The sequence below is a fragment of the [Erwinia] mediterraneensis genome (assembly GCF_900604315.1).
GTDB lineage: Bacteria > Pseudomonadota > Gammaproteobacteria > Enterobacterales > Enterobacteriaceae > Pantoea > Pantoea mediterraneensis_A.
The window spans coordinates 454,859-480,348 of record NZ_LR026978.1; the positions used below are offsets into that span (position 1 = coordinate 454,859).

The following is a 25,490-nucleotide window of genomic DNA, read 5'->3' on the forward strand; positions in this document are numbered from 1 at the left end:
TTGCTATTCGAGTCCCAGCTTAATCAGGGCCTGTTCCGCGGCCGCCTGCTCAGCCTTACGACGGCTTGAGCCAACGCCCACTACCGGTTCAGCCATACCACTCACCTGACAGTGGATGGTAAATTCCTGATCGTGGGCTTCGCCACGCACCTGCACCACCAGATAAGAAGGCAGCGGCAAGTGGCGCCCCTGCAGATACTCCTGCAGGCGGGTTTTAGGATCTTTCTGTTTATCGCCGGGGCTAATCTGTTCCAGGCGCGACTGATACCAGTCGAGAATCAATTTTTCTACCGTCTGGATATTACTGTCGAGAAAGATCCCGCCAATTAAGGCTTCCACAGTATCGGCGAGAATCGATTCACGGCGGAAACCGCCGCTTTTCAGCTCGCCCGGTCCAAGGCGTAAACATTCGCCGAGGTCAAATTCACGTGCCATCTCCGCCAGGGTATTGCCACGCACCAGGGTGGCACGCATGCGGCTCATATCGCCTTCATCCACACGGGGAAAACGGTGATATAACGCATTGGCAATCACGTAGCTGAGAATGGAATCGCCTAAAAATTCAAGACGCTCGTTATGTTTGCTGCTGGCACTACGATGCGTCAGCGCCTGTTGCAACAATTCCGGATGAGTAAAAGTGTAGCCCAGTTTGCGCTGAAGCTTGTTGATGAGGATGGGGTTCATGCGATTCCAGTTATCTTTTGCGTCTGTAACTCTGCATACGAAACAGGGCTGAGGGTTCAACACGTTCCGTTTCGTGTGCAGTGGCTTCCCGCAGGAAGCCAACCGTGCTGTCCGCCATAGCGGACGCGTTGTCAGTGGATGCCACCAATCCGGCTTAAGCGTACACCGGTGGGCCACTGGCCTTCTTGTTTCTCAAAGCTCATCCAGATGGCAACCGCTTTGCCCACCAGATTCTTCTCCGGGACAAAACCCCAATAGCGGCTGTCGGCGCTGTTATCGCGGTTATCACCCATCATGAAATATTGCCCTTGCGGGACCACCCAGCTGGCTTGCGGCTGTCCCGGCTGCTGATAATACATGCTGGCCTGGCTTTGTGCTTCATTGACTAACAAAATATTGTGCGTCACGTCGCCCAGGCTCTCCTGGCGGGTACCCAAACGCAGACCACCGCGCATGGTTTCTCCCTGGGGAACCTGATAAAAACCGCTGCCGCTCTCATTACCATTAAAGCCGCTAAAGGTCTGAATAAAACCGCTGGGCTGTACATCAGAATAGGTCACCGGCAACGCTTTATCACAGGGCTGCCCTTGCGCGCAGCCCGGCACGACCGTCAGCGTTTTGCTGTAAGGATCGTAGCTGACTTTATCACCCGGCAGGCCAATTACCCGCTTAATGTAATCCAGGCTGGGATCCTTCGGGTATTTAAAGACGGCAATATCGCCCCGCTGCGGATGACCGGTCGGAATCAGTGTGGTCTGGGTGATGGGATCTTTAATGCCATAGGCAAATTTCTCAACGAGAATAAAATCACCAATCAGCAGTGTCGGCATCATCGAACCCGATGGGATCTGAAAAGGTTCGTAGATAAACGAGCGCACCACAAATACCACGGCCAGTACCGGAAACACCGACGCCGCAGTCTCCATCCAGCCAGGCTGGGCAGAGACTTTTGCCAGCGTTTTACTGTCCAGCGCATTATCAGTCTGCGCCTGTGCCGCCGCCTGTTTCGCCCGACGTTCAGGCGCCCACTTAAACCGATCGATACACCAGATAATACCGGTTACCAGCGTCGCAACTGCCAGTATCAGGGCGAACATATTAGCCATCAGGTATCCTTATTTGCTGTCCTTGCCGACATGCAGAATAGCCAGGAAAGCTTCCTGCGGCAGTTCGACGTTGCCAACCTGCTTCATGCGCTTCTTACCTTCTTTCTGCTTCTGCAACAGTTTCTTCTTACGACTGACGTCGCCACCATAACATTTGGCAAGCACGTTTTTACGCAGCTGCTTCACGGTAGAGCGCGCAATGATGTGATTGCCAATCGCGGCCTGAATTGCAATATCGAACTGCTGACGGGGGATCAGATCTTTCATCTTTTCCACCAACTCACGACCACGGTATTGCGAGTTGTCACGGTGAGTGATCAACGCCAGCGCATCCACACGCTCTGCGTTAATCAGCACATCAACACGTACCATGTCAGAAGTCTGAAAACGTTTAAAATTATAATCCAGCGAAGCGTAGCCGCGCGAGGTTGACTTCAGACGGTCAAAGAAGTCGAGTACCACTTCCGCCATCGGGATCTCGTAAGTCAGCGCCACCTGGTTACCGTGATAGACCATATTGGTCTGCACGCCGCGCTTCTCGACGCAGAGGGTAATCACGTTGCCCAGATATTCCTGCGGCAGCAGCATATGACACTCGGCGATCGGTTCACGCAGCTCAGCGATATTATTCAGCGGCGGCAGCTTGGAAGGGCTGTCCACATACAGGGTTTCTCCGCCGGTGGTTTCTACTTCATAAACGACCGTTGGTGCAGTGGTAATCAGATCGAGATCGTATTCGCGCTCCAGACGCTCCTGAATGATCTCCATATGCAGCAGACCGAGGAAGCCGCAACGGAAGCCAAAGCCCAGCGCAGTCGAACTTTCCGGCTCGTAAAACAGCGAGGCGTCATTCAGGCTCAGTTTGCCCAGCGCATCACGGAAGGCTTCGTAATCGTCAGAGCTGACCGGGAACAGACCGGCATACACCTGCGGCTTCACTTTTTTAAAGCCCGGCAGCGCTTTGTCCGCCGCGTATTTCGCGCCGGTCAGGGTATCGCCCACCGGCGCGCCAAGAATATCTTTGATGGCGCAGACCAGCCAGCCTACTTCGCCGCACTTGAGTTCGGTACGATCAACCTGCTTAGGTGTAAAGATGCCCAGACGGTCAGCGTTATAGACCTGCCCGGTACTCATTACCTTGATTTTTTCTCCTTTGCGCAGCGTGCCGTTTTTCACGCGCACCAGAGACACCACGCCCAGGTAGTTATCAAACCAGGAGTCAATAATCAGCGCCTGCAGCGGTCCTTCCGGATCGCCTTCCGGCGGCGGGATGTCACGCACCAGACGTTCCAGCACATCGGGAACACCCACACCGGTTTTTGCCGAGCAGCGCACCGCATCGGTGGCATCAATGCCGACAATATCTTCAATTTCCTGCGCGACGCGATCCGGATCTGCCGCTGGCAGATCAATTTTGTTCAGTACCGGCACCACTTCCAGATCCATCTCAATGGCCGTATAGCAGTTCGCCAGGGTCTGTGCTTCAACACCCTGACCGGCATCCACCACCAGCAATGCACCTTCACAGGCGGCCAGTGAACGGGATACTTCATAAGAGAAGTCAACGTGTCCGGGCGTATCGATAAAATTGAGCTGGTAAGTTTCGCCGTCTTTTGCGTGGTAATCGAGCGTCACGCTCTGTGCTTTAATGGTAATACCGCGCTCACGCTCCAGATCCATGGAGTCAAGAACCTGCGCGGCCATCTCGCGATCGGATAATCCACCACAAATCTGAATCAAACGGTCAGAGAGCGTTGATTTACCGTGGTCAATGTGCGCGATGATGGAGAAGTTTCTTATGTGCTTCATTTATATGAGTATCTTCACGTAGAAAATCAGTTGAAAACCCGAGCACAGACATATTCAGGAAGATCGCTCTTTACCCACAATCCTGTCAGCCTCATTAATGACGTCGCATATTACACTGTTAGCGCCGCGCATAAAAGAATGGAACGCCGCGTAATCGCAACAGAATTCAGCAAGTAAGCCAACAGATAAGACCGCAACCCGTGCGGTCACAACGGCAGGATCAGGCGTCGGTATTAACGCGCAGAGCATCTGGAGGTAACGCCACGTTCAGAATCACCGGCTGGAAGGCTTCGCGATCGCCCAGCAGCGTGGAGAGCCCTTTCGCCAGGATAAAACCCCCGACGCCGCCCAGCAGCGCGCCACTGGCCGCCGCGAGGTCAGTATGAAACAGCATCTGGAACAGCCCCGCCACCACAAACAGCCCGAGCAATGGCGTCATATAGACCAGCAGCGCCGAACCCAGCAGGCTGCTCTCTTTGATGCCCACTTCAACCCGCTGACCGGGCTGTAACGGTTGCGCGCTGGCGATTTGCATCACATGCGCATTTTTGGGGCCGAGTTTGTTCAGCATGTGGCTGCCGCAGCCTTTGCGTGCCGAGCAACTGTTACAGGAAGTTTTTGCCTCTGAATGCAGCGTGGCAATACCGTCCTGCCAGGCAACCACCGTGGCCCATTCTTTCATCATTTTTGAGTACCTGAATCAATACTGTCCGCAATACGTTTTGCCGTGGCAGGGGGTAATTCGCCCACCACAGTAATTTCTCTATTATTGCTTACTTTGATTTGTACTGTACGACGTCCCGTGCGCAATGTCTGATTGACGCTGCTTTTATCCGCCGGGGTGATATTAATGGCAAAACTGAAAAGGCCGTCGCTGTAGAGACGTGATTCCACGGTTTTATTCATCGCCGGGATATTACGACGGCTCTGCGAGACCGCTTTCATGCCAGCTGGCAACCAGCCAGGCTGCCAGTTCAGAGTGACCTTGTCCCCTTCAGGTACCGACAGCGAAGGCGGCAGGCTGGCTTTTTGCAGCCCCTGCATCAGGTTACGCACGCCTTCATCCACGGCGAAACTGATCACCCGGAACTGCTCCAGCGTCTCGCCGTCGCGATCCAGCAGATCGACCCGCAGCGGCAGTTTGGTATCCACATCCAGCCAGACCACATAGCTATAGCGGGTGCCATCACGCGAGACAATGCGCACTACCTCGCACATCTGATCGGCGATACGGGCACGTCCAACCGGGATAAAATCGTAGTTGTCGTCGAGGCGGGAAAAGTCAGCGAAAATCACTGCCGGCAAAGCATCGATAATGTGATTACCGGGCAGCGAAAAAGGCTCAAGGCCAGGTTCAAAATAGCTGATATCGTTGCCGCGCTGGATAACCTCACGACGCGGGCCATCCATCTGCAGCAGCTGCGCATAAATGCGGTTATCGAGCACGGCATGACGATAACGGAGCGATTCAATGCCGAGACGAGAGACGTTGATATAGGCAAATTCGTAGTTCAGCGACTGACTGGCCTGTTCCATCTGTTGTAACAACGCCCCGGGCGCAGAAGTTTCTGCCGGGGCGGTTGATGTCCAGAGCAGGCTGCCAGCCAGCAGGCTAACGGCACACCAGAATTGCTTCATTACTGCTGCTGAATTCCTAACGACTGGTTACCCGGAACCTGCAGTTGCGCCTGCTGTGGCGCGCGCTGATCGAACTGCAGATTGTCGGAATGCAAACGGCGTTGCAGTTCATAATCCTGCAACATGGCATTTACCCGGCGGCGCTGTTCCTGCACCTGCTGGTTTGCGCTGTTGGTGTCAAACGCATCGGAAGGCACACCCAGGCTGACCGGTGACGCCTTGCCCATCATCGGCAGGGTATTAAATACCGGCGCTTCCGAAACCGGGGCATCGCTGCCTGCTGGCTGGTTATAGTGCTGTACGCCAACAATCACCGCCAGCGAAACACAAGCGGCAACCCCGATCTGCGTCAGCTGCGATGCCCATGGACGCACGTTGCGCCAGAAAGGCATTTTCTCCCAGCGAGACGGCTCCGGCTGCGCTTCCGGGATCAGCTCGGTTACTTTGCGTAGCGGTTCCTGTTCGATAGCAGCAGCAACCCGTGCGGAGATATCGAAATGCAGGTGTGTGCCTACATCACCACGCATGGTATCGCGGATAAGATGGTAGCTTTCCCAGCTTTTTTGAAGTTCTGCGTCCTTTGATAACGCCGACAACAGCTCGTTATCTAAAGTTTCACCATCCATTAAAGCGGAAAGTTTTTCTTTCTGCATGCCTCAGTACCCTTCCTGTTGCCGTTATCACTGACGTTGGATAAGCGGTTGAACTTTATTATCAATAGCCTCTCGTGCGCGAAAGATCCGTGAACGAACGGTACCTACCGGACAATCCATAATAGCGGCGATCTCTTCATAACTCAGTCCATCCAGTTCTCTGAGGGTGATTGCCATACGCAAATCCTCAGGAAGCGCCTCAATGGTTCGAAAGACAATTTGTTTCAATTCGTCAGACAACATTAAGTTCTCAGGGTTCGATATTTCTTTGAGTGCACCGGCACTTTCGAAATTTTCTGCGTCAATCGCATCCACATCGCTGGATGGCGGACGACGCCCCTGAGCAACCAGATAATTTTTTGCAGTGTTAACCGCAATGCGATACAGCCAGGTATAAAATGCGCTGTCGCCACGGAATGATTCCAGGGCGCGATACGCTTTGATAAAGGACTCTTGTACGACGTCAGGCACATCGCCTGAAGGAACATAACGCGAAACCAGGCTCGCCACTTTATGCTGGTATCGAATAACCAGTAAATTGAATGACTTCTGATCTCCCTTCTGCACCCGTTCAACGAGAACCTGATCCGTTAACTGCTCGCTCATCCGAGGTAATGTCTCCCCAAATTTTCCTCCACGCGTAAATGAACACAATTTCTAAGCAAGCATGCGCTTAGAGTGACAGGTTTCCCTGAAGTTCAGTTACGTCCTGATAATTCTTCCGTCGCCGCGCGACCCGCATTGTTATTCGTTGTGAACTGCGGCGCGCCATTGCGCTCACCGCTGCGCTGGCTGAGCGTCTGGTCGCAGGCAGAGTACCTTATGCCACTGGCTTTTTCATCTTTAAATCCCCTGCCTGTTGCAAAGTTTCACATAGCAAACAGCCTGAGAATGGCGGGCTGATTAACGTACTGATAATACTGTAAACGCGCGTCCAGCACCCGGCGATAAGCCGCAAATTTGTTCAAAATACTTCACACAGCCACGCTTAATGCTTATGCTCAGCTTACCCTTTGTTTAGTAAATTAAACATGATGAGCTCACTTCCCGATTATCAGTGTGACGTGTTGATTATAGGTAGCGGTGCGGCAGGCCTCTCTCTGGCATTACGCCTGGCGCAACAGCAGCATCAGGTCATGGTGCTGAGTAAAGGCCCGGTCAATGAGGGCTCCACGCTGTATGCCCAGGGCGGTATAGCTGCCGTGTTTGACGAAGCGGACAGCATCGAATCACATATTGAAGACACGCTGATTGCCGGAGCCGGGTTATGTGATCGGGAAGCCGTCAGCTTTATTGCCCGTAATGCGCGTCACTGCGTGCAGTGGCTGATCGATCATGGCGTCGCTTTTGACCGGGAAACCCAACCGGATGGCGCGCAGCGCTACCATCTCACTCAGGAAGGCGGACACAGCCACCGCCGTATTCTGCATCGCGCGGATGCCACGGGCCGCGAAGTCGAAACCACGCTGGTCAGCCAGGCGCTCAGTCATCCCAATATTCATATTCTCGAACGTACCAATGCCGTTGACCTGATTCTCTCTGACAAAATCGGGCTACCCGGCCCCCGACGCGCGCTGGGCGCCTGGATCTGGAATCGCAACCGCGAACAGGTGGAAACCTGTTGCGCCAGAACGGTAGTGCTGGCGACTGGCGGCGCGGCCAAAGTGTATCAGTACACCACAAATCCTGACGTCGCTTCAGGTGATGGTATTGCCATGGCCTGGCGCGCAGGCTGCCGCGTGGCCAATCTGGAATTTAATCAGTTTCATCCGACCTGTCTGTTTCATCCTCAGGCGCACAATTTCCTGCTGACAGAGGCGCTGCGCGGTGAAGGTGCCTGGCTGACGCGCCCCGATGGCAGCCGCTTTATGCCCGATTTCGACGCACGGGCCGAGCTGGCACCGCGCGATATCGTGGCGCGCGCTATCGATCATGAGATGAAACGTCTGGGCGTTGCCTGTATGTATCTGGATATCAGTCACCAGCCCGCCGCTTTTATCCGGACGCATTTTCCCATGATCTATGAAAAGCTGCTGACGTTTGGGCTCGATCTGACCCGGGATGCGATCCCAGTGGTGCCTGCAGCGCACTACACCTGTGGCGGCGTGATGGTTGATCAGCATGGCCGTACCGATGTCGACGCGTTGTACGCCATTGGCGAAGTGAGTTATACCGGTCTGCACGGTGCCAATCGTATGGCCTCCAACTCGCTGCTGGAGTGTCTGGTATATGGCTGGTCGGCGGCAAAGGATATTCATCAACGCCTGCCGGCAACCGAGGCGGTGGCGTCGCTGCCCGCCTGGGATGAGAGCCTGGTGGATGATTCCGATGAGCGCGTGGTGATCCAGCATAACTGGCATGAGCTGCGCCTGCTGATGTGGGATTATGTCGGGATTGTGCGTACCACCCGGCGTCTGGAGCGCGCGCTGCGCCGTATCAGCCTGCTGCAACATGAAACAGACGAGTATTACGCCCACTTCCGCCTCTCCAGTAATCTGCTGGAACTGCGCAATCTGGTGCAGGTGGCGGAACTGATGGTGCGCAGTGCGCTGGCGCGTAAAGAGAGCCGCGGGCTACACTTTACGCTTGATTACCCTGGCTCCTTACCCGATGCGCAGCCCACCGTGCTGGTGCCGGAGCACTACAAAAACAGGTAAAAGTCCCGGGTCAGACTGCACCAGACGTCAGAATAATTTTTGTCTGCCCCGCGAATGACTATGCGCTCCAGCAAGGTTTCGCCCGGCTGGGGGGAGAAGCCCAGCAGTACCCGATGCGGCGGACGATGGGCATACTCCGCCACATCGGTGCGAAAACGCAGATGCCAGCCATCGTCCTGCGCCAGTGCGATAAAATCATTGCCGACCGCTTCCGGCAGTACGACACACAGGAAGCCCGTTTCTTCAATCAGCATCTCTGCACAGCGCAGCAGCGTCTGATGATCCAGCGTTCCGGTGTAGCGCGCCGCCTCTCGCTCAGGCGTGGCGCACTCCACACCGGGGGCAAAATAGGGGGGATTACTGACGATCAGCGAATAACGCTTGTCGCACGCCTCAGCCCAGGTGACGACATTTTGCGCATGCACCTGAATGCGTGCGGCCCAGGGCGAAGCCTGTACGTTCTCCCCGGCCTGTTGCGCCGCAACGGGGTCCAGCTCAATAGCATCCAGCATCACGGTATCGGGCGTACGCTGCGCCAGCATTAAAGCAATCAGGCCACTGCCGGTGCCGATATCCAGCACGCGTCTGGCCTGCGCCACCGGCGCCCATGCCCCCAGTAAGATCGCGTCGGTCCCCACTTTCATGGCGCAGCGATCGTGGGCGACAAAAAATCGCTTAAACGTAAACCCGTTCTTTTTTAGCGAAAGGCGCGAGGGTAAGTCAGCTTGCATCATGCTCTGCAACCATTAACTGTTAAACTGCTGAAATGCGGCCTGTCAGTGTAACGTGACCCGACGCAGATTACACTGTCTGGTCAATTTCCAGCTGGCGCACAAGCGAAGCGCAGGCCAGGGTAAATACACAAACAGATGAAGATTATGTTCGATCTGTCTATAATCAGCGCCCCAAACTGAGGTAGACCATGACCGTAACCACATTTTCCGAACTTGAACTCGATGAAAGCCTGCTGGAAGCGCTGCAGGATAAAGGCTACACGCGCCCAACCGCTATACAAGCCGCTGCGATTCCGCCTGCGCTGGAGGGTCGTGACGTGCTGGGTTCGGCACCTACCGGTACGGGGAAAACGGCCGCTTACCTGCTGCCGGTACTACAGCACCTGCTCGATTTCCCGCGTAAAAAGTCGGGACCGCCACGTATTTTAATTCTCACGCCCACCCGTGAACTGGCAATGCAGGTTGCCGACCAGGCGCGCGAGCTGGCGAAACATACCCATCTCGACATCGCGACCATTACCGGCGGCGTCGCCTATATGAACCATGCTGAGGTATTCAGCGAAAACCAGGATGTGGTAGTCGCGACTACCGGTCGCCTGCTGCAGTACATCAAAGAAGAGAATTTTGACTGCCGTGCGGTAGAAACGCTGATCCTCGATGAAGCGGACCGCATGCTCGACATGGGCTTCGCGCAGGATATTGAAACCATTGCGGCCGAAACGCGCTGGCGTAAACAGACCCTGCTGTTTTCAGCGACACTTGAAGGCGAGAACATCAAAGATTTTGCGGAGCGTCTGCTGAACGACCCGGTGGAAGTGGAAGCCACGCCCAGCAACCGCGAACGTAAGAAAATTCAGCAATGGTACTACCGTGCCGACAACCTGGAGCACAAAACTAAACTGCTGGTGCATCTGCTGAAGCAACCGGACGTTACCCGCTCCATCGTGTTCGTTCGTAAACGTGAACGTCTGCATGAACTGGTGGGCTGGCTGCACGAAGCGGGTATCCGCTGCAGTTACCTTGAAGGTGAGATGGTGCAGGCCAAGCGCAACGAGGCGATCAAACGTCTGGTTGAAGAGCGCGTGAATGTGTTGGTTGCCACTGATGTCGCGGCGCGCGGTATCGATATTGATGATGTCAGCCACGTCTTTAACTTTGATATGCCGCGCACGGCAGATACCTATCTGCACCGTATAGGACGTACGGCACGCGCAGGACGCAAAGGCACCGCGCTGTCGCTGGTGGAAGCGCATGATCATCTGTTGCTTGGCAAAATCAGCCGCTACATCGACGAGCCGCTGAAAGCCCGCGTGATTGATGAACTGCGTCCGGTTACCCGCGCGCCTTCCGAAAAATCGAACGGAAAACCGTCGAAAAAAGTGCTTGCGAAACGCAAAGAGAAAAAAGAGCAGGAAAGTGAAAAGCCTCGCGTGAAAAAACGCCATCGCGATACCAGGAATATTGGTAAACGCCGCAAGCCAAAGGCTGCGAACAGCGCGAAAGAGGGTGCGGAATAATTCAGCAGCGCAATAAAAAAATCGCCTCAAACGGGGCGATTTTTTTATCTTTTTATCAGAAATTGCGTGCCAGGTACTGAAAACCTCAGGTAAGCCAGATAGTTACTTAACGCACCCTTTCGATCCGCCATCCCGCCATGCTAACTCTTTGATTAAAAATAATTAGCCCCCTTTCTTTCAGTGCACAGAAATTATACTCAGCCACAAAAAGGTGCCGTAGCGCCTGGACTGGCTTATATGCTTTCTGTAAAGGTACGTGCAATCACATCACGCTGCTGCTCTGGCGTCAGCGCATTGAAGCGCACCGCATAGCCGGAAACCCGGATGGTGAGTTGCGGGTATTTCTCCGGATGCTGCACCGCATCCTCCAGCGTTTCCCGCCGCAGCACGTTCACGTTAAGATGCTGGCCGCCTTCAACCCGCACCTGCGGTTGGACTTCCAGTGGGACTTCACGCCAGGTGACCTCTCCCAGTTCACGCAGAGGGACAATCTGCCCCTCAGTAAAACCCGATTTTGCACAGATGCAGCGCGCTTCCGCCTTCTTGCTGTCCAGCAACCAGAAGGAATGAAGAAGCTCCTTTTTCGCTGCGTTGGTGATTTGAATGCCGTTAATCATAATGCGCCTCCCGTGCTGAGTAACATAACGCCGTTAGTGAATACCTGTGTTAGCTTTGTATACAGATCGCAACAGTCAGACGTCTTGACCTGTATCAACGAAAAGCGACACGTGCATTTTCTCTTAATTAACTGCCTGATAATTCAGAAAAAATCTATTTAAGTCATTCAGCTGTTTTTTTAATTTTTTCTCTGCAGCAGGAAACGCTAAGCTAAACAGGTTATCAACGCAGGGAGTACAGCATGGCTGATAAGCTAACCTGGCACGATGTGCTGGCCGAAGAGAAAGAGAAACCCTATTTTGTCGAAACGCTGAAGCTGGTCGCTAACGAGCGAGCCGCTGGCGTGACGGTTTATCCGCCGCAAAAGGATGTCTTTAATGCCTTTCGATTAACCGAACTGAGCGATGTGAAGGTGGTGATCCTCGGGCAGGATCCCTATCATGGCCCGAATCAGGCCCACGGGCTGGCGTTTTCCGTGCTGCCTGGCGTGCCGGTTCCCCCCTCTTTGCAGAATATCTATAAAGAGCTGGAGCAGGAATTTCCTGACTTTCAGCGCCCGACGCACGGCTTTCTGGAAAGCTGGGCGAAACAGGGTGTGATGTTACTGAATACGGTATTAACCGTAGAGGCGGGCAAAGCGCATTCTCATGCCCGTTTCGGCTGGGAAACGTTTACCGACAGCGTGATTTCGGCTATCAATATGCACCGGGAAGGGGTGGTTTTCCTGCTCTGGGGCTCACATGCTCAGAAAAAAGGCAGCATTATTGATCGGCAACGCCATCATATTTTACAGGCGCCCCACCCTTCCCCGCTTTCCGCGCATCGCGGCTTTTTTGGCTGCCAGCATTTCGCGCAGACCAATGCCATTCTGCAAAAGGCGGGAAAAGAGCCGGTGGACTGGATGCCCGTACTGCCGCAGTAAGGCAGATAAGCAAACGGCCGCGTATCAGGCGGCCGTTTGGGCAGAATGGGCAGATTCTCAGCGCATTACGCTTTTGCTTTGGCCACCGCGACCATGGCCGGACGCAACAGGCGGCCATTCAGGGTATAACCACGCTGCATCACCATTATGACATGGTTGGGCGCAACCTCTTCAGACTCCATCATGGACATCGCCTGATGCACTTCCGGGTTGAACGGCACATTGGTCTCGCCTACCACTTCGATGCCGAATTTACGCACGGCACCCAGCAGGGATTTCAGCGTCAGCTCAATGCCTTCAATCATGGCGGTCAGCTGCGGATTCTCTTTGTCGGCCACTTCCAGCGCACGTTCCAGGCTGTCAATCACCGGCAACAGCTCATTGGCGAACTTCTCCAGCGCAAATTTATGCGCTTTCTCAACATCCATTTCGCTACGGCGACGGATATTTTCAACTTCTGCCTGAGCACGCAGCTGAGCATCACGCACGCCGGTTTGTGCCTGCGCCAGCTCCGCTTCTAACTGGGCGATACGTTCATCGCGCGGATCTACCTCGGCTGCTGTCTCCGCATCATCATGTTGCTGCTGTTCCTGCTGAATTTCTTCTGAGACTTGCTCGTCAGGGGTATTCTGTTCTTTACTACTCATGAATTTCTCCGCGTTTTGCACATTCATCTCGCTGGTTCGCTTATTATGGGGATCGGTTTGACGGTTTCAAGGGACCCATCACATTGCCCGGCCATTTTGGCTTATGAGGAACACCCGCTAAATGAACAAACACTTTAACTGCATTGGTATTGTCGGTCATCCACGTCATCCCACTGCGTTAACCACGCATGAGATGCTTTATCGCTGGCTGACCGCAAAAGGCTATGAAGTGATTGTAGAACAACAAATTGCTCATGAGCTCGCATTGCAAAATGTGGCCACCGGAACCCTGGCGGAAATCGGTCAGCGTGCCGATCTTGCCGTGGTGGTGGGCGGCGATGGCAATATGCTGGGGGCCGCACGTGTGCTCGCCCGTTACGATATTAAAGTGATTGGCATTAACCGTGGCAACCTGGGTTTTCTCACCGATCTCGACCCCGATAATGCCCAGCAGCAGCTGGATGATGTGCTGCAGGGCGAATATTTTGTGGAAAGCCGTTTTTTGCTGGAGGCGCAGGTCTGTAAAGAGGAATGCTCGCCGCGAATTGGCAGCGCCATCAACGAAGTGGTGCTGCATCGGGGCAAAGTGGCGCATATGATCGAGTTTGAAGTTTATATTGATGAGAACTTCGCCTTTTCGCAGCGCTCCGACGGTCTGATTATTTCCACGCCGACGGGTTCTACTGCCTACTCGCTGTCAGCCGGCGGCCCGATTCTCACGCCCTCGCTGGATGCCATTGCGCTGGTGCCGATGTTTCCTCACACCCTGTCCGCGCGGCCGCTGGTGATCAACAGCAGCAGTACCATTCGCCTGCGCTTCTCATCCCGCCGCAGCGATCTTGAAATCAGTTGTGACAGCCAAATCGCGCTGCCCATCCAGGAAGGTGAAGACGTTTTGATTCGGCGCAGCCAGGATCATCTCAACCTGATCCATCCGAAAAACTACAGTTACTTCAATACGCTAAGCTCGAAACTCAGCTGGTCGAAAAAATTGTTCTGAAAAGCGAGCCAGCCTCTTTACTGGATATAAAACCAGTTTATACTGTACGAAAAACCATATCTGTTTTTTCATACAGGTGATTAAATGCTGGCACAACTGACAATCAGTAATTTTGCTATCGTGCGCGAACTGGAAATCGATTTTCAACGCGGTATGACGGCGATTACCGGCGAAACGGGCGCGGGGAAATCGATCGCTATTGATGCGCTTGGCCTTTGCCTCGGCGGCCGTGCCGAAGCCGATATGGTGCGTCAGGGTGCCAGTCGCGCCGATATCTGCGCGCGCTTTCAGTTAAAATCGTCGCCTTCTGCCCAGCGCTGGCTGGAAGAGAATCAGCTGGACGATGGCCAGGAATGCCTGCTGCGTCGGGTTATCAGCGCCGACGGGCGTTCGCGCGGTTTTATTAATGGCACCGCGGTGCCCCTTTCACAGCTGCGCGAGCTGGGCCAGTTACTGATTCAGATTCATGGTCAGCATGCGCATCAGCTGCTACTGAAAGCGGATCACCAGAAACACCTGCTGGACGCCTACGCTTACCAGAGCGACCTGCTACAGCAAATGCGCGATCGTTATCAGGCCTGGCACCAGAGTTGCCGTGCGCTGGCACATCATCAGCAACTGACTCAGGAGCGTGAAGCACGCCGCGAACTGTTGCAGTATCAGCTCAAAGAGCTGAACGACTTTGCCCCGCAGGCGGGCGAGTATGAGCAGATTGATGAAGAGTACAAACGGCTGGCAAACAGCGGCCAGCTGCTGTCCACCAGTCAGCAGGCGCTGCAAATTCTGGCTGATGGCGACGACAGTAACTTACAGAGTCTGCTCTACACGGCGCGCCAGATGCTCTCAGAACTCATCACGATGGATGATAAGCTCAGCGGCGTATTCAACCTGCTGGAAGAGGCCTCCATTCAGCTGAGCGAAGCCAGCGATGAGCTGCGCCACTACTGTGACCGGCTCGACCTCGACCCGAATCGTCTGTATGAACTGGAACAACGTATTTCACGCCAGATTGCGCTGGCGCGTAAACATCATGTCGCGCCCGAAGCGCTGCCTGTCCTGCACCAGCAGTTGCTGGCGGAGGCGGAGCAGCTGACACAGCATGAGAGCGATCTGGAGATGTTGCAGACCCAGGTGAGCATACATCATCAGGCGGCGCTCAGCGCCGCAGAGCAGCTGCATCAGCAGCGCCTGCACTATGCGCGTGAGCTGGAGACGCTGATTACCGACAGTATGCGTACGCTTTCTATGCCGCATGGTCGCTTTACCATCGACGTCGCTTTTAACCCGGAGCAACTCACCGCCGATGGTGCGAACCGCATCGATTTTCGCGTCACCACTAACCCCGGCCAGCCGTTGCAGCCGTTAGGCAAAGTCGCCTCGGGTGGTGAACTTTCACGTATCGCGCTGGCGATTCAGGTGATCACAGCGCAGAAAATGGAGACGCCGGCGATGATTTTCGATGAGGTGGATGTCGGAATCAGCGGGCCTACCGCTGCCGTTGTCGGCAAAATGCTGCGCCAGCTGGGAGAATCAACTCAGGTGATGTGCGTTACGCACCTGCCTCAGGTCGCGGGCTGCGGGCATCATCATTTCTTTGTCAGCAAAGAGACCGACGGTGCCATGACCGAAACCCATATGCAGCCGCTGGACAAGCGAGCGCGCCTGCAGGAGCTGGCGCGTCTGCTGGGTGGCAGTGAAGTGACCCGCAACACGCTGGCCAATGCCAAAGAACTTTTAGCGGCCTGATAACGCACTTTTTTCCGGCTCTGTGGTCATATGCATGCTCTGTAGAGGTTTTAAATAGCAGAAAGGTTTATTATCATCGACAGCTTATATCGTCTGAGTAATAAGCCTGCCGCAGGCAGAGTTCAGAATTTGATGGCATAAGAACAGCCTGTTAACAGGTGTTTGGCCCCCGAAAAGGAATGTATAGATGCGCTGTAAAACGCTGACTGCTGCGGCAGTGGGAATGTTGATGATGACCGCCGGGTGCTCCACGCTTGAACGCGTGGTCTATCGTCCGGATATCAATCAGGGAAACTATCTGGTTGCCAGTGATGTGTCCAAACTGCATACCGGTATGACGCAGCAACAGGTTGCTTATACGCTGGGTACGCCCATGATGCGTGATCCTTTTGGCAGCAACGTCTGGTATTACATCTTCCGCGAACAGCCGGGCCACGAAAAGGTTAAACAACAAACGCTGACCCTGACGTTTGACAGTAATGGCGTGCTGACCAACATTGATAACAAACCGAACTTAACCGGTTCGCAGAGCTGACCCTTTCGCTCATGCAAAAAGGCGCCGCGGGCGCCTTTTGTTTTTTTATCCACTCTCTTACTGGCAAGAGAGATAAGTCACTGGATTATTTTTTGCTGGCCGAGCGCTCTGCCCGCTGTCGCCGCATCTCTTTGGGATCGGCAATCAGCGGCCGATAAATCTCTACCCTGTCGCCATCGGTCAGAGGATCGCTCAGTTTTACCGGTCGACTGTAGACGCCAACTTTATTGCTGGTGAGGTCAATATCACGACGCAGCTCCAGTAACCCGGACGCCTTTATCGCCTGCTCCACCGTACTGCCCTCTTCCAGCGTAACGCTGCGCAGATACTGTTTTTCCGGAAGCGCATAAACGACCTCAACCACAATCTCAGGCACGATAAACCTCTTTCGCGCGCTGGGTAAAGGCCTGCACCATGCTGTTGGCCAGCTCTTTGAAGATGCGCCCAAATGCCATTTCAACCAGCATATTGGTGAACTCAAATTCAAGGCTCAGCTCGACTTTACAGGCGTCATCACCCAGAGAGATAAAATTCCAGCCGCCTGTCAGCTTACGGAACGGGCCATCGACCAGTTGCATATGGATGCGCTGGTTGTCAGTAAGCGTGTTGCGCGTAGTGAAGGTTTTACTGATCCCCGCTTTAGACACATCTACCGATGCTGTCATCTGGTTCTCAGAAGCGTCAAGGACGCGGCTTCCGGTACAGCCTGGTAAAAATTCGGGATAGGCATCCACATCATTCACAAGCTGGTACATTTGTTCGGCGCTGTAGGGGACCAGCGCTGAACGACTAATCTGGGCCATAATGGTTCCTGTTTGTCACAAAACCGTTGAATTATACCATTTTCAACGATCAAACTAAAATTCCTTACCTTTACAGGCATGTTAGAATAACGCGTTTTTTACCGTCCCGCTGGACAGGGGATGCCATAACCGCTTAAGTGAGGTAAAATCTCTCTACTATGACAAAGAATAAAGCTCACAAACCCGGTTCCGCCACCATTGCGCTTAACAAGCGTGCCCGTCATGAATACTTCATCGAAGAAGAGTTCGAGGCGGGGCTAGCGCTACAAGGATGGGAAGTGAAATCCCTCCGTGCTGGCAAAGGAAATATCAGCGACAGCTACATCCTGCTTCGTGACGGCGAGGCCTATCTTTTCGGTGCAACGTTCCAGCCGCTGGCAGTGGCCTCATCGCATGTGGTATGCGATCCCACGCGCAGCCGTAAATTGTTGCTTAACCAGCGCGAACTCGATTCGCTTTACGGTCGGGTAAACCGCGAAGGCTATACCATTGTCGCCCTTTCTCTGTACTGGAAAAACGCCTGGTGTAAGGTCAAGATTGGCGTTGCGCGCGGTAAAAAACAGCATGATAAACGCGCCGACATCAAAGATCGCGAATGGCAGGTCGACAAAGCGCGTATCATGAAGAAAGCGGGCCGTTAAACGGCTGGATTGATGCTGTGTTTATTGCTATAATTTGAAGTTCTTGGGGCTGATTCTGGATTCGACGGGATTCGCGAAACCCAAGGTGCATGCCGAGGGGCGGTTGGCCTCGTTAAAAGCCGCAAAAAAATAGTCGCAAACGACGAAAGCAACTACGCTTTAGCAGCTTAATAACCTGCTAAGAGCCCTCTCTCCCTAGCCTCCGCTCTTAGGACGGGGATCAAGAGAGGTCAAACCCAAAAGAGATCGCGTGGATGCCCTGCCTGGGGTTGAAGCGTTAAAACTAATCAGGCTAGTTTGTCAGTAGCGTGTCCGTCCGCAGCTGCCAGGCGAATGTAAAGACTGGACTAAGCATGTAGTACCGAGGATGTAGGAATTTCGGACGCGGGTTCAACTCCCGCCAGCTCCACCAAACAAAACAAAGGGTTACGCGAAAGCGTAGCCCTTTTTCGTTTGGTAGTGGCGGCAAAATGGCGGCAGCCGATTTGCCCCCCCCTTCATTAACGTCTGTAGCCGTTTATGTATAAAGGTGATTTACATGGAAGAAATGCACTTTGTCTACATCAATGCGAACGCACGTATTGGTAGCTATTCGATCAGCAACGTTAGCCACAGCGATAACTACATTCAGGGTATATGCCGGTCAGCCCGTTCGATAAGAACGTTTCGCAAAGACAGAATTCTTCAGGAATTCCCCTCTCCAGATGAAGCACAACAAGCCTGCCAGTCTTTCCTGCCTGAAAATTACATTCATCTGACTAAGGTAACTAAGCCCAGGGCTCCCACTTTTGACGTTTGTTTTACGGGGTTCAAAAAGGCAGATAAAGAACGTTTGATTGAAGTTGCCGAATCATACAGTCTGACGGTTAGAAGTTCAGTGACTCAAAATCTTCAAATGCTGTGCTGCGGGTATAATGCCGGGCCATCCAAAGTAAACGCAGCCCGCATGAAAGGGACGATCATCATTGATGAGGCAAGTTTTGTACATTTTATCGAAACAGGTGAGATCCCGGACGAATAAAAACTTGCCGTAGCAGATCCCTGATTTAAAAATTGATATGCCCTTGTCCCCCCGGTGCGGGGTGCGGCGGGGCATTATTTATCAGGGCAGGCGTGACGATAAACCGCACTACCGTTTCGTGGGTGACAAAGGTGCTGCCGCAATTGATATTCTGACACTGGCAGTAACGCTCTTTCGTGCTGTCAGAAACCTGAAAACTGCTCCGGGTGTGCGCCGCATATCCACACTTTGGGCAATTCATCATTTTTGTCTTCTCCATCACCATAGAAATCTCAATAATGATACACAAATATCCAATATTGAGAACCCCCACTATTCTATTTGAAGTTCATCGGTTTTTACTTCAAGTTCGAGCCTGGTGATAAATCCATTATCAGAACTTACCGAGTGTGTCAGGGTTGTAATAATCCATTCGGCATCATCAATGGGCTGCTTAAAACCACTCACCTTTACCGGCATCTCCGTATAAAGGTCTGCGCGGCCACGTGCCAGCTGAATCGAAAATTTCGCCACACCGCGCTGCAAGCGTTCCCAGTTTATCTTAGCTGCCCGCTCTGCATTGCTCCGGTTCGCATAGGTCCGGCTCAGTACCAGCACGTTTTCGTCTGTCCCGATAAGATAATCACCCTGCTTTGCCTCCGGCTCCTTTTTCTTTGCGGTTTTGCGCCTGCGTTTAACTTTCGTCATTGCCTTTTTCTTCGGCTCACGGGTATGCAGCCAGCTGGCAATGACGCCGGTATAAGCCTCGCGATCCGCTACGATAAACTGGTGGCTGTCACCCGCCGAACGGGTCAGTGTGATAACCGGCAGCGGCTTACCGCTGGCCGTCTTGCCCTGCCCCTGCCGGATAAACAGCAGCTTGCCGCTTTTGATACAGGCGATGGCTCCGCACTGGCGCGCCAGGCGCATCAGAAAGCTGCCGTCTGATTCGTTGGTCTGGTCGAGATGGTCAATCGGCATTTTTGCCATATCAACACCCAGCGCCGCCTCCAGTTTGTGCCTGGCGGCAATCTCTTTCACCATGGCACCCACGGTAGTTTGATGCCAGGATTTCTCACGCCGGATATTGAGCGTGGCGCGAAAATCGGCACTGCGGGCACGCACGGTAAGCCGGTCCGGTGTGCCGCTGTGCTCGACTTCATCGACAGTGAACGTGCCTTTAGGGATAAGCGGCTCACCTTTCCATCCCAGCGCCAGCGTCAGCGCAACGCCCCTGCGCGGCAGCTGCAACAGCCCATCGGTGTCGTCCAGTTCGATATCCAGCTGATCCGCTTCGAAACTGCGATTATCGGTCAGCGTCAGGCTGATGAGCCGCTTTGCAATGCTCTGCGTGATATCCGTCCCTTCCAGCGTCAGACGAAAAGCGGGCGCGCTGCAGGCGTCTTTCCGCCACTCCCTGTCATTCATGACAGAATGCCTCCGACTGCTGCTGATACCTGACCTGCTGCAGTGACCGCCGCGCTTTTCATCATCTCCAGCTGATCGCTGAGACTGCCGAATATCTCATTTAGCGATTCGTCCACCCGTTTCAACGTGAGGGTGAACTCAATGCGCCTGCATATTCCATTACTGAAAAATTCCGCTTTGGTCTGATGCAGGCTCTCGATGACAAACATGCCGTAAATCGTGCCGCTGCCCTCAATCAGCGGCCACGCCTTCCCCAGCTCCGCCATCTGCTCCAGCGCAAACAGGGACAAACGGCCACCAGTCACTTCTGGCAGCAGAACGCCGGACAGGGTTAACGTATCGTTATCCGGACCGAGAAACTGCACGGACGGGCGCAGCCCTACCCGGCTGTTGGTCGGGAACCGCCAGTTACGCTGGTATTGCAGCTCCTGATAGGGAATGGTTTTCAGCATGAAAACAAACAGCCCCAGCGTCATCATCATCCTTCGAACCCTCCCCGGTCACTGTAGGTGCTGCGGGCCCGAGCCTGTGCCTGACGCTCTTTCGCCTCCAGACGACGCATGACTTCATTAACCAGATCCTGCTGGCTCTGGCCGGGCTGCTGCACAATGGTGAATGAAAAGCTGTTGTGGATCGGCGCGGTCTGTTGCCTTGCCTGGCTGCTGTTAATGCCCCCTGCAACCTGAGACTTTGCTGGCAGGCTCATCGGATGAACCGGACGGGCAGCAGCTGGCGTGGCAGCCACACCCATAGCCAGCGCGGCCGCCGTCGCCAGTGCAGCAGTACGGCTGCGGCTGATTACGCTGGCCGGGCCGTGCACAATTTCCGGCCCGTTCTCACCTGCAATCCCGAACTGACCAGACGGAATCACCCCGCCCTGGTCAAACAGCCCGGCAAAGCCGTTTGCCAGTGGTATTCCTGACTCCGGTAGCGCTGCGGGTTTTATCCAGTCAGGCAGATAGCTGCGCAGGGATGAAAGTTTACTTTTCAGTGCTTCCCACTTCTGGCTGATACCGGCTATCAGGCTGTCGATCATCCGCGCGCCAGCTTCCTGAAACCGCGCGGGCAGCGCCTGCACTACAGCCACAATCTCATTCCATTTTGTGCTGATACAGATTTTGACTGAGGACCAGGCGCTGCTGGCACCGCTGCGGATAATGTTCCACAGTGCAGCAAACTTCGGTCCCAGCGTGCTCCAGTTCTGCCAGATATACAGCGCTCCGGCAGCAATCACCCCCACTACGGCCAGAATCGGGTTTGCCAGCATCAGCCGTCCCAGCCATAGCACGCCGTTGCCCACAATACCGATTGCACCACGAATGAGGCTGAAGGCGCTCACGGCCTTCAATCCCAACAGGCTGCAACTCATACGCAGCAGTGCCAGCGGACCGAGGATGGCAGCAATACTCAGCGTGATAGTACCCAGAACCGTAAGCAATCCACCCAGCGCCAGTGCCGAACCGGTGATCACGCGAGTCAGTTGCGGATGTTGTGCCATCCATTTCCCCACCCGCGACGTTAATGCCGTTACGCTTTGCGCTACTGAACGCAAAGGAGAGTTAACGCTGTTGAACAGGGTGATCCCGACATCTTCCCAGGCTGACGACAGGCTTTTGAGATCGCCACTCAGGTTATCCGACATTGTGCCAGCCACCTTGCCCGCCTCGCCCTGTGCTGCCTTCACCTCTTGAACCAGTTTCTTTAACTGCCCGGTCCCGGCCTGCTCAACCAGAACGCTCAGCGCTGAAAACGCCTCTTCACCGGCAATATGCTTAAAGAGTCCCGCCTGACGGGCGTTGCCCATTTTCCGGGTTTTGACATACATCTCAGATAGCAAATCAATCAACGGGCGGAGATTCCCCCGTGCATCTTTGGTTTTGAGGTTCAGTTCTGCCAGCGCTTTGACGGCCATTTTGGGCGGCGCAGCCATCCGCGACAGAATAGCCCGCAATGATGTGCCCGCCTGGCTTCCCTGAATGCCCGCATCGCCCAGCTTACCTGCCGCCGCCGTTGCGGTTTCCAGATCCACGCCAAGCGTTGCCGCAACAGGTGCCACATATTTCATGGTTTCACCCAGCGTTTGCAGACTGGTATTTGAACGGGTAAATGTCGCGACCAGGCTGTCGCTGACCCGGCTCATCTGGTCAGACGGGAGTTTGAAGCCAGTAAGAATGTTGGAGCCGATATCCGCCGTGGTGGCGAAATCCGTTCCACCGGCCAGAGACATATTCAGCGTACCGGGCATGGCCTTGCGGATCTGGTCGGGTGTAAATCCGGCCATTGCATAAAAGCTCTGTCCCTGCGCCACATCATTTGCTGTGAAAGCTGTCGTCGCCCCCAGATAACGTGCCTGCGCGCGCAGAGCCGCCATTTCTGCCGAGTCTTTTTTCAGCCTCGTCAACGCCTGCACTTTTGACATCCCCTGCTCAAACTCAAAGCCGGGCCTCATGGTCCCCCTGGAGGCATACAGCATTCCGATCCCGGCTCCGGTCATAGCTGTGCCATTCCTGGCCATCCGATCCCGTACTTCAAGCGTGTTGCGATAACGCTCCCGTATGGCATTCAGTTTTCGCTGTTGTTCACCCAGCCGTCTCAGCTCTGACTGCTGACGCGCCAGCGCGGCGCTGGCCGCTGCCGCGTCGGTTTTCAGACGGCGCTGCGCTTCACTTAACTGCCGGGTATTAATACCGGCTGCGCTCAGCGCCTCGCGCTGGCGCTGCACCGACAGGCGCAGCCCGTTGTATTTTGTCTGAAGTTCACTGGCCCGGTTTTTTGCCTGCTCCAGCAGTCGCGCCTGCTGGGAGGTGGGTCGGTTTGTCGCGGCAAACTGTACCGCCAGCTGCGCTGCCTCCTGCCTGGCAACCGCCAGATTTTTCCCTGTAATCGCAAGCTGGGAGCGGGTTTTGCGGAATCCGTCAATCCTCCCGGCCTGGTCATTCAGGGATTTCAGCGTGTCTTTGCTGGCTTTCAGCGCCGCAGCCAGCGCTTTTGAACCAGTCTGCACATGTCGCAGAGGACGGGTGATTTTATCCACCGCGTTTAGAATTACCTGCAAACGCAGGTCTCTGTTACTCATTGTCACCGGCTCCACTTCGCAGCATCGCTTTATGCCGCCACTCCAGCACCTCCGTAAGCGGCATTGCGTCGGTAACGGACGGCGGCCAGTGAAAAACAGTGGCGATATCCGCCACCAGGTCATCTACCGTCAGGCTGTCGGGAAAGCTGACAGCGCCGACTTCGGCAACAAAAAAGTGACAACCTCCACCGACAGCGCAAGCAGATCTGCCGGGTCCATTTCCACAATTTCATGCGGCTGCAGTGCGGGCAGGCTGATGCGCGGAATAAGCGTCATCATGGCGTTTACGTCCATGTCCATCAGCGCCTGCAGGCGGGTGCCACGCAGCGCACCAGACTGCGGCTTACGCAACGTGACGCTGGTTATCACCTCTTTGCCCCGGATTACCGGCGTGTCGAGGGTGACAGTTTTCTGCTGCGGTGCAGTATCAATCTGTTTTTCAGTCATCGTGTTATGTCCAGAACAGGGAACAGAAGCGGACAGGTTTTACCCTGCCGGCGTTATCAGAGGCCCAGCGCTTTACGATGCTCTTCCATCATGTCCACGCCGTTGACGATCTCTACCATGTTGATCAAATCAACCTCATAGAGCACTTCGCCGTTAATGGTCAGCTTCGCGTAACTGTTGGTGCTGCTGACTTTAGTTGTGCTGCTTTCGCCGGTTTTCCACTCGCCGGAATCCACCTCTTTGTGACGCCCGCGCACAACCAGCTCCACGGCCTGCACTTCGCCGGTGTCGTCGCGCTGAATGGAACCGGTAAAACGCAGCTGGATACCATCAACCCTGGCTTTGCTCATCTGCCTGAATAACAGCAATTCAGTGCCGCCAATGGAAAATTCCGTGTCCAGCGCGCCGTCATCCAGCCCCATATCAACATCCACCGCGCCCGGCATCCCACCGCCGCGATACTTCTCAAATTTACGGGTGAATTTAGGCAGCGTCAGTGACTCAACAATCCCCTGCCAGTTGTTCCCGTCATTGAACAGGTTCAGGTGTTTTAATTTACGTGGTAAAGCCATGATGTTCCCCCTACGCGCTGACCTGGCTGGAGAAGTCCAGCAGATACCGATCGGTGATGCGCTGGCGCAGCATCAGGTTTTCCAGCGGCGGCACCGGCGTGTAGTCATAATCGATAGTGAGTCTCCCGGCTTTCAGGGAGTCTTTATCGTTTACAGACTCGTCCAGCCAGCAGTCTGCGCAAGTGATGTAGCCCTGGGCTTTCAGACTGCGCAGTTTGGCGCGAATACCTTCGATAATGTCGCGGGCCAGTGATGGGTTAAGCGGTTTGTCCACCGCCCACATGTGCGCTTCCGCCATGGTGTCAGCCAGTACCTGCGCCGTACGGGTGTAGTTTTCAAAGGCAAACAGTGGATCGTCACTGAGGCAGCGGGAACCCCAGAAGCGGAAGCCATCTTTGCGGATCAGCGTAGTGATGTCGTGCTGGTTGAGAAGACCCGCATCGGTGGCCGGGTCCTGCAGATCCCAGAACACATCGGCGGAAATGCCGGTGACGCCGTTCACGCCAACATTGGAGAGGGTTTTGTGCCAGCCGATCTGCTCGTCGATTCTGGCGCGCAGGCCAAGCGCGCGGGCGGTGGCATAAGCCGTTGCGTCTGCATTCAGTACGGTGTCAAAACTGATGAAGTCAGGCCAGATCAGCATCCCCTCGCGCTGGCTGAAACTGGTGCGGTAGGCAATGGCTTCCTCTACCGTTTTGCAGCCATACGCGGAGAGATAAGCGAATCCGCGCAGGCGCTGCGCCACGCTCAACAGTTCAGTAGCCACCGCCTGCGTGTCATGCCCCGGCACACCGAGAATGCGCGGTTTCACACCGAGTTTCGACTGCGCTGAAAGCAGGGCTTTCATGCCCGTTTTTTTACCGTCAGCGGTCACGCCGCCGATAATGTTGGACGTGGTTTCCGCCTCCGTTTCGCCCTGGGCCACGCGCACCACAACGGTTACGGGTTTGGCCTGATCAGCAATCGCATCCAGTGAACGGGCCAGCGTGCCAGACTCGCCCGCTTTACCGCTGGCAGTCAGTATGTCAGTAAGCAAAACGGGTTTATTTAACGGAAAGGTGGCCGCGTCAGCATCGTCTGCGGTGCAGACCATGCCCACAATCGCGGTGCTCACCGTTCGGATTGTGCGGGTGCCTGCGTTAACTTCGGTAACGCGTACACCATGGTGATAATCGTCTGCCATGTAGCAAATCTCCGGTTAAGGGGTTCCACTATGGTCAGCCGCAGCCCGCCGGGATTCACGCGTGGGCTGTTGTG

General features: G+C 54.7%; 28 protein-coding genes and 1 other RNA gene. 9 read left to right on the top strand and 20 right to left on the bottom strand.

The features are described from left to right. Positions 1 to 3: 3 nt before the first annotated feature. The 7 genes from rnc to rpoE form a co-directional block, all read right to left on the bottom strand. A complete protein-coding gene (gene rnc, locus E0E17_RS02020) occupies positions 4 to 684 on the bottom strand; it encodes a ribonuclease III (protein ID WP_033754012.1) in 681 nt (226 codons plus the stop codon). Between the two features lie 131 nt (positions 685 to 815). Next, positions 816 to 1,790: a signal peptidase I gene (gene lepB, locus E0E17_RS02025; protein WP_130831060.1), complete on the bottom strand. Its 975-nt coding sequence runs from the start codon at positions 1,788 to 1,790 to the stop codon at positions 816 to 818. Between the two features lie 9 nt (positions 1,791 to 1,799). Further along, the gene (gene lepA, locus E0E17_RS02030; protein ID WP_130831061.1) at positions 1,800 to 3,599 is read right to left on the bottom strand and encodes a translation elongation factor 4; all 1,800 of its coding nucleotides are present in this window, start codon (positions 3,597 to 3,599) and stop codon (positions 1,800 to 1,802) included. Between the two features lie 220 nt (positions 3,600 to 3,819). Continuing rightward, positions 3,820 to 4,284 carry a SoxR-reducing system protein RseC gene (rseC, locus tag E0E17_RS02035; RefSeq protein WP_130831062.1) on the bottom strand — a complete coding sequence of 155 codons (465 nt, stop codon included), beginning with the start codon at positions 4,282 to 4,284 and terminating at the stop codon, positions 3,820 to 3,822. After that, positions 4,281 to 5,237 carry a sigma-E factor regulatory protein RseB gene (gene rseB, locus E0E17_RS02040; RefSeq protein ID WP_130831063.1) on the bottom strand — a complete coding sequence of 319 codons (957 nt, stop codon included), beginning with the start codon at positions 5,235 to 5,237 and terminating at the stop codon, positions 4,281 to 4,283. The genes rseC and rseB overlap by 4 nt, the downstream gene beginning before the upstream one ends. Beyond that, entirely contained in the window at positions 5,237 to 5,890 is a 654-nt protein-coding gene (rseA, locus tag E0E17_RS02045) for an anti-sigma-E factor RseA (RefSeq protein ID WP_130831064.1), read from the bottom strand. Before rseA ends, rseB begins: the two co-directional genes overlap by 1 nt. Before the next feature lie 27 nt (positions 5,891 to 5,917). Continuing rightward, complete coding sequence (gene rpoE, locus E0E17_RS02050; protein WP_010617748.1) at positions 5,918 to 6,496, bottom strand: RNA polymerase sigma factor RpoE; 579 nt, start codon at positions 6,494 to 6,496, stop codon at positions 5,918 to 5,920. A 428-nt stretch (positions 6,497 to 6,924) separates the two neighbouring features. On the opposite strand from rpoE, the gene nadB reads away from it, so the two are divergent. After that, entirely contained in the window at positions 6,925 to 8,547 is a 1,623-nt protein-coding gene (gene nadB / locus E0E17_RS02055; protein ID WP_130835431.1) for an L-aspartate oxidase, read from the top strand. Here the strand turns inward: nadB and trmN are convergent. Continuing rightward, positions 8,532 to 9,278 (bottom strand): tRNA(1)(Val) (adenine(37)-N(6))-methyltransferase TrmN, encoded by a 747-nt coding sequence (gene trmN, locus E0E17_RS02060; protein WP_165446250.1) that lies wholly within the window; start codon positions 9,276 to 9,278, stop codon positions 8,532 to 8,534. The two genes, nadB and trmN, sit on opposite strands and share 16 nt — an antisense overlap. 191 nt (positions 9,279 to 9,469) lie before the next feature. Here trmN and srmB point away from each other — a divergent pair, with 191 nt between their 5' ends. Then, the gene (gene srmB, locus E0E17_RS02065; protein WP_130831068.1) at positions 9,470 to 10,798 is read left to right on the top strand and encodes an ATP-dependent RNA helicase SrmB; all 1,329 of its coding nucleotides are present in this window, start codon (positions 9,470 to 9,472) and stop codon (positions 10,796 to 10,798) included. 233 nt (positions 10,799 to 11,031) lie between these two features. On the opposite strand, the gene grcA is transcribed toward srmB, so the two are convergent. Beyond that, positions 11,032 to 11,415: an autonomous glycyl radical cofactor GrcA gene (grcA, locus tag E0E17_RS02070; RefSeq protein ID WP_130831070.1), complete on the bottom strand. Its 384-nt coding sequence runs from the start codon at positions 11,413 to 11,415 to the stop codon at positions 11,032 to 11,034. A 242-nt stretch (positions 11,416 to 11,657) separates the two neighbouring features. On the opposite strand from grcA, the gene ung reads away from it, so the two are divergent. Continuing rightward, complete coding sequence (gene ung, locus E0E17_RS02075) at positions 11,658 to 12,338, top strand: uracil-DNA glycosylase (protein ID WP_130831072.1); 681 nt, start codon at positions 11,658 to 11,660, stop codon at positions 12,336 to 12,338. A gap of 65 nt (positions 12,339 to 12,403) precedes the next feature. Here the strand turns inward: ung and grpE are convergent, their stop codons facing one another. Beyond that, positions 12,404 to 12,985: a nucleotide exchange factor GrpE gene (grpE, locus tag E0E17_RS02080; RefSeq protein ID WP_130831074.1), complete on the bottom strand. Its 582-nt coding sequence runs from the start codon at positions 12,983 to 12,985 to the stop codon at positions 12,404 to 12,406. Between the two features lie 121 nt (positions 12,986 to 13,106). Here grpE and nadK point away from each other — a divergent pair, with 121 nt between their 5' ends. From nadK to bamE, 3 genes are all read left to right on the top strand, one after another. Beyond that, a complete protein-coding gene (gene nadK, locus E0E17_RS02085) occupies positions 13,107 to 13,985 on the top strand; it encodes an NAD(+) kinase (RefSeq protein WP_130831076.1) in 879 nt (292 codons plus the stop codon). A gap of 84 nt (positions 13,986 to 14,069) precedes the next feature. Next, positions 14,070 to 15,731, top strand: a complete 1,662-nt coding sequence (recN, locus tag E0E17_RS02090; RefSeq protein ID WP_130831078.1) for a DNA repair protein RecN — start codon at positions 14,070 to 14,072, stop codon at positions 15,729 to 15,731. A 187-nt stretch (positions 15,732 to 15,918) separates the two neighbouring features. Beyond that, positions 15,919 to 16,266, top strand: coding sequence for an outer membrane protein assembly factor BamE (gene bamE / locus E0E17_RS02095; RefSeq protein WP_130831080.1), 348 nt, complete (start codon positions 15,919 to 15,921; stop codon positions 16,264 to 16,266). Between the two features lie 85 nt (positions 16,267 to 16,351). Here bamE and E0E17_RS02100 read toward each other — a convergent pair whose 3' ends face one another. Then, a complete protein-coding gene (locus E0E17_RS02100) occupies positions 16,352 to 16,645 on the bottom strand; it encodes an RnfH family protein (protein WP_207302071.1) in 294 nt (97 codons plus the stop codon). After that, positions 16,635 to 17,069, bottom strand: coding sequence for a type II toxin-antitoxin system RatA family toxin (locus tag E0E17_RS02105; RefSeq protein ID WP_130831084.1), 435 nt, complete (start codon positions 17,067 to 17,069; stop codon positions 16,635 to 16,637). The genes E0E17_RS02100 and E0E17_RS02105 overlap by 11 nt, the downstream gene beginning before the upstream one ends. A 158-nt stretch (positions 17,070 to 17,227) precedes the next feature. Between E0E17_RS02105 and smpB the strand changes: the two genes are divergently transcribed. The 3 genes from smpB (at position 17,228) to E0E17_RS02120 (ending at position 18,731) form a co-directional block, all read left to right on the top strand. Beyond that, the gene (smpB, locus tag E0E17_RS02110; protein ID WP_130831086.1) at positions 17,228 to 17,710 is read left to right on the top strand and encodes an SsrA-binding protein SmpB; all 483 of its coding nucleotides are present in this window, start codon (positions 17,228 to 17,230) and stop codon (positions 17,708 to 17,710) included. 45 nt (positions 17,711 to 17,755) lie between these two features. Further along, positions 17,756 to 18,122, top strand: a transfer-messenger RNA (tmRNA) gene (ssrA, locus tag E0E17_RS02115). Between the two features lie 126 nt (positions 18,123 to 18,248). Continuing rightward, a complete protein-coding gene (locus tag E0E17_RS02120; protein ID WP_130831088.1) occupies positions 18,249 to 18,731 on the top strand; it encodes a BRCT domain-containing protein in 483 nt (160 codons plus the stop codon). Positions 18,732 to 18,756: 25 nt separating this feature from the next. Here the strand turns inward: E0E17_RS02120 and E0E17_RS02125 are convergent, their stop codons facing one another. The 8 genes from E0E17_RS02125 to E0E17_RS02160 all read right to left on the bottom strand — a co-directional run bounded on the left by E0E17_RS02125 (position 18,757) and on the right by E0E17_RS02160 (position 25,416). Continuing rightward, positions 18,757 to 18,975: an ogr/Delta-like zinc finger family protein gene (locus E0E17_RS02125; RefSeq protein WP_130835432.1), complete on the bottom strand. Its 219-nt coding sequence runs from the start codon at positions 18,973 to 18,975 to the stop codon at positions 18,757 to 18,759. Between the two features lie 68 nt (positions 18,976 to 19,043). Further along, entirely contained in the window at positions 19,044 to 20,138 is a 1,095-nt protein-coding gene (locus E0E17_RS02130) for a phage late control D family protein (RefSeq protein ID WP_130831090.1), read from the bottom strand. Continuing rightward, a complete protein-coding gene (locus E0E17_RS02135; RefSeq protein WP_130831092.1) occupies positions 20,135 to 20,620 on the bottom strand; it encodes a phage tail protein in 486 nt (161 codons plus the stop codon). The genes E0E17_RS02130 and E0E17_RS02135 overlap by 4 nt, the downstream gene beginning before the upstream one ends. Further along, entirely contained in the window at positions 20,617 to 23,214 is a 2,598-nt protein-coding gene (locus tag E0E17_RS02140) for a phage tail tape measure protein (protein ID WP_130831094.1), read from the bottom strand. The genes E0E17_RS02135 and E0E17_RS02140 overlap by 4 nt, the downstream gene beginning before the upstream one ends. Next, on the bottom strand, positions 23,207 to 23,329 hold the full coding sequence (locus E0E17_RS02145) for a GpE family phage tail protein (RefSeq protein ID WP_130831096.1): 123 nt from the start codon (positions 23,327 to 23,329) through the stop codon (positions 23,207 to 23,209). Before E0E17_RS02145 ends, E0E17_RS02140 begins: the two co-directional genes overlap by 8 nt. 14 nt (positions 23,330 to 23,343) lie before the next feature. Then, complete coding sequence (locus E0E17_RS02150) at positions 23,344 to 23,661, bottom strand: phage tail assembly protein (protein ID WP_130831098.1); 318 nt, start codon at positions 23,659 to 23,661, stop codon at positions 23,344 to 23,346. Between the two features lie 56 nt (positions 23,662 to 23,717). Next, entirely contained in the window at positions 23,718 to 24,233 is a 516-nt protein-coding gene (locus tag E0E17_RS02155; protein WP_130831100.1) for a phage major tail tube protein, read from the bottom strand. Positions 24,234 to 24,243: 10 nt separating this feature from the next. Then, positions 24,244 to 25,416, bottom strand: coding sequence for a phage tail sheath protein (locus E0E17_RS02160; protein ID WP_130831102.1), 1,173 nt, complete (start codon positions 25,414 to 25,416; stop codon positions 24,244 to 24,246). Positions 25,417 to 25,490 lie beyond the last annotated feature (74 nt).

Bases quoted from the DNA above. Each gene is read 5' to 3' on its own strand.
- rnc (WP_033754012.1), bottom strand. From the start codon at position 684: ATGAACCCCATCCTCATCAACAAGCTTCAGCGCAAACTGGGCTACACT.
- lepB (WP_130831060.1), bottom strand. From the start codon at position 1,790: ATGGCTAATATGTTCGCCCTGATACTGGCAGTTGCGACGCTGGTAACC.
- lepA (WP_130831061.1), bottom strand. From the start codon at position 3,599: ATGAAGCACATAAGAAACTTCTCCATCATCGCGCACATTGACCACGGT.
- rseC (WP_130831062.1), bottom strand. From the start codon at position 4,284: ATGATGAAAGAATGGGCCACGGTGGTTGCCTGGCAGGACGGTATTGCC.
- rseB (WP_130831063.1), bottom strand. From the start codon at position 5,237: ATGAAGCAATTCTGGTGTGCCGTTAGCCTGCTGGCTGGCAGCCTGCTC.
- rseA (WP_130831064.1), bottom strand. From the start codon at position 5,890: ATGCAGAAAGAAAAACTTTCCGCTTTAATGGATGGTGAAACTTTAGAT.
- rpoE (WP_010617748.1), bottom strand. From the start codon at position 6,496: ATGAGCGAGCAGTTAACGGATCAGGTTCTCGTTGAACGGGTGCAGAAG.
- nadB (WP_130835431.1), top strand. From the start codon at position 6,925: ATGAGCTCACTTCCCGATTATCAGTGTGACGTGTTGATTATAGGTAGC.
- trmN (WP_165446250.1), bottom strand. From the start codon at position 9,278: ATGCAAGCTGACTTACCCTCGCGCCTTTCGCTAAAAAAGAACGGGTTT.
- srmB (WP_130831068.1), top strand. From the start codon at position 9,470: ATGACCGTAACCACATTTTCCGAACTTGAACTCGATGAAAGCCTGCTG.
- grcA (WP_130831070.1), bottom strand. From the start codon at position 11,415: ATGATTAACGGCATTCAAATCACCAACGCAGCGAAAAAGGAGCTTCTT.
- ung (WP_130831072.1), top strand. From the start codon at position 11,658: ATGGCTGATAAGCTAACCTGGCACGATGTGCTGGCCGAAGAGAAAGAG.
- grpE (WP_130831074.1), bottom strand. From the start codon at position 12,985: ATGAGTAGTAAAGAACAGAATACCCCTGACGAGCAAGTCTCAGAAGAA.
- nadK (WP_130831076.1), top strand. From the start codon at position 13,107: ATGAACAAACACTTTAACTGCATTGGTATTGTCGGTCATCCACGTCAT.
- recN (WP_130831078.1), top strand. From the start codon at position 14,070: ATGCTGGCACAACTGACAATCAGTAATTTTGCTATCGTGCGCGAACTG.
- bamE (WP_130831080.1), top strand. From the start codon at position 15,919: ATGCGCTGTAAAACGCTGACTGCTGCGGCAGTGGGAATGTTGATGATG.
- E0E17_RS02105 (WP_130831084.1), bottom strand. From the start codon at position 17,069: ATGGCCCAGATTAGTCGTTCAGCGCTGGTCCCCTACAGCGCCGAACAA.
- smpB (WP_130831086.1), top strand. From the start codon at position 17,228: ATGACAAAGAATAAAGCTCACAAACCCGGTTCCGCCACCATTGCGCTT.
- E0E17_RS02120 (WP_130831088.1), top strand. From the start codon at position 18,249: ATGGAAGAAATGCACTTTGTCTACATCAATGCGAACGCACGTATTGGT.
- E0E17_RS02125 (WP_130835432.1), bottom strand. From the start codon at position 18,975: ATGATGAATTGCCCAAAGTGTGGATATGCGGCGCACACCCGGAGCAGT.
- E0E17_RS02130 (WP_130831090.1), bottom strand. From the start codon at position 20,138: ATGAATGACAGGGAGTGGCGGAAAGACGCCTGCAGCGCGCCCGCTTTT.
- E0E17_RS02135 (WP_130831092.1), bottom strand. From the start codon at position 20,620: ATGATGATGACGCTGGGGCTGTTTGTTTTCATGCTGAAAACCATTCCC.
- E0E17_RS02140 (WP_130831094.1), bottom strand. From the start codon at position 23,214: ATGAGTAACAGAGACCTGCGTTTGCAGGTAATTCTAAACGCGGTGGAT.
- E0E17_RS02150 (WP_130831098.1), bottom strand. From the start codon at position 23,661: ATGACTGAAAAACAGATTGATACTGCACCGCAGCAGAAAACTGTCACC.
- E0E17_RS02155 (WP_130831100.1), bottom strand. From the start codon at position 24,233: ATGGCTTTACCACGTAAATTAAAACACCTGAACCTGTTCAATGACGGG.
- E0E17_RS02160 (WP_130831102.1), bottom strand. From the start codon at position 25,416: ATGGCAGACGATTATCACCATGGTGTACGCGTTACCGAAGTTAACGCA.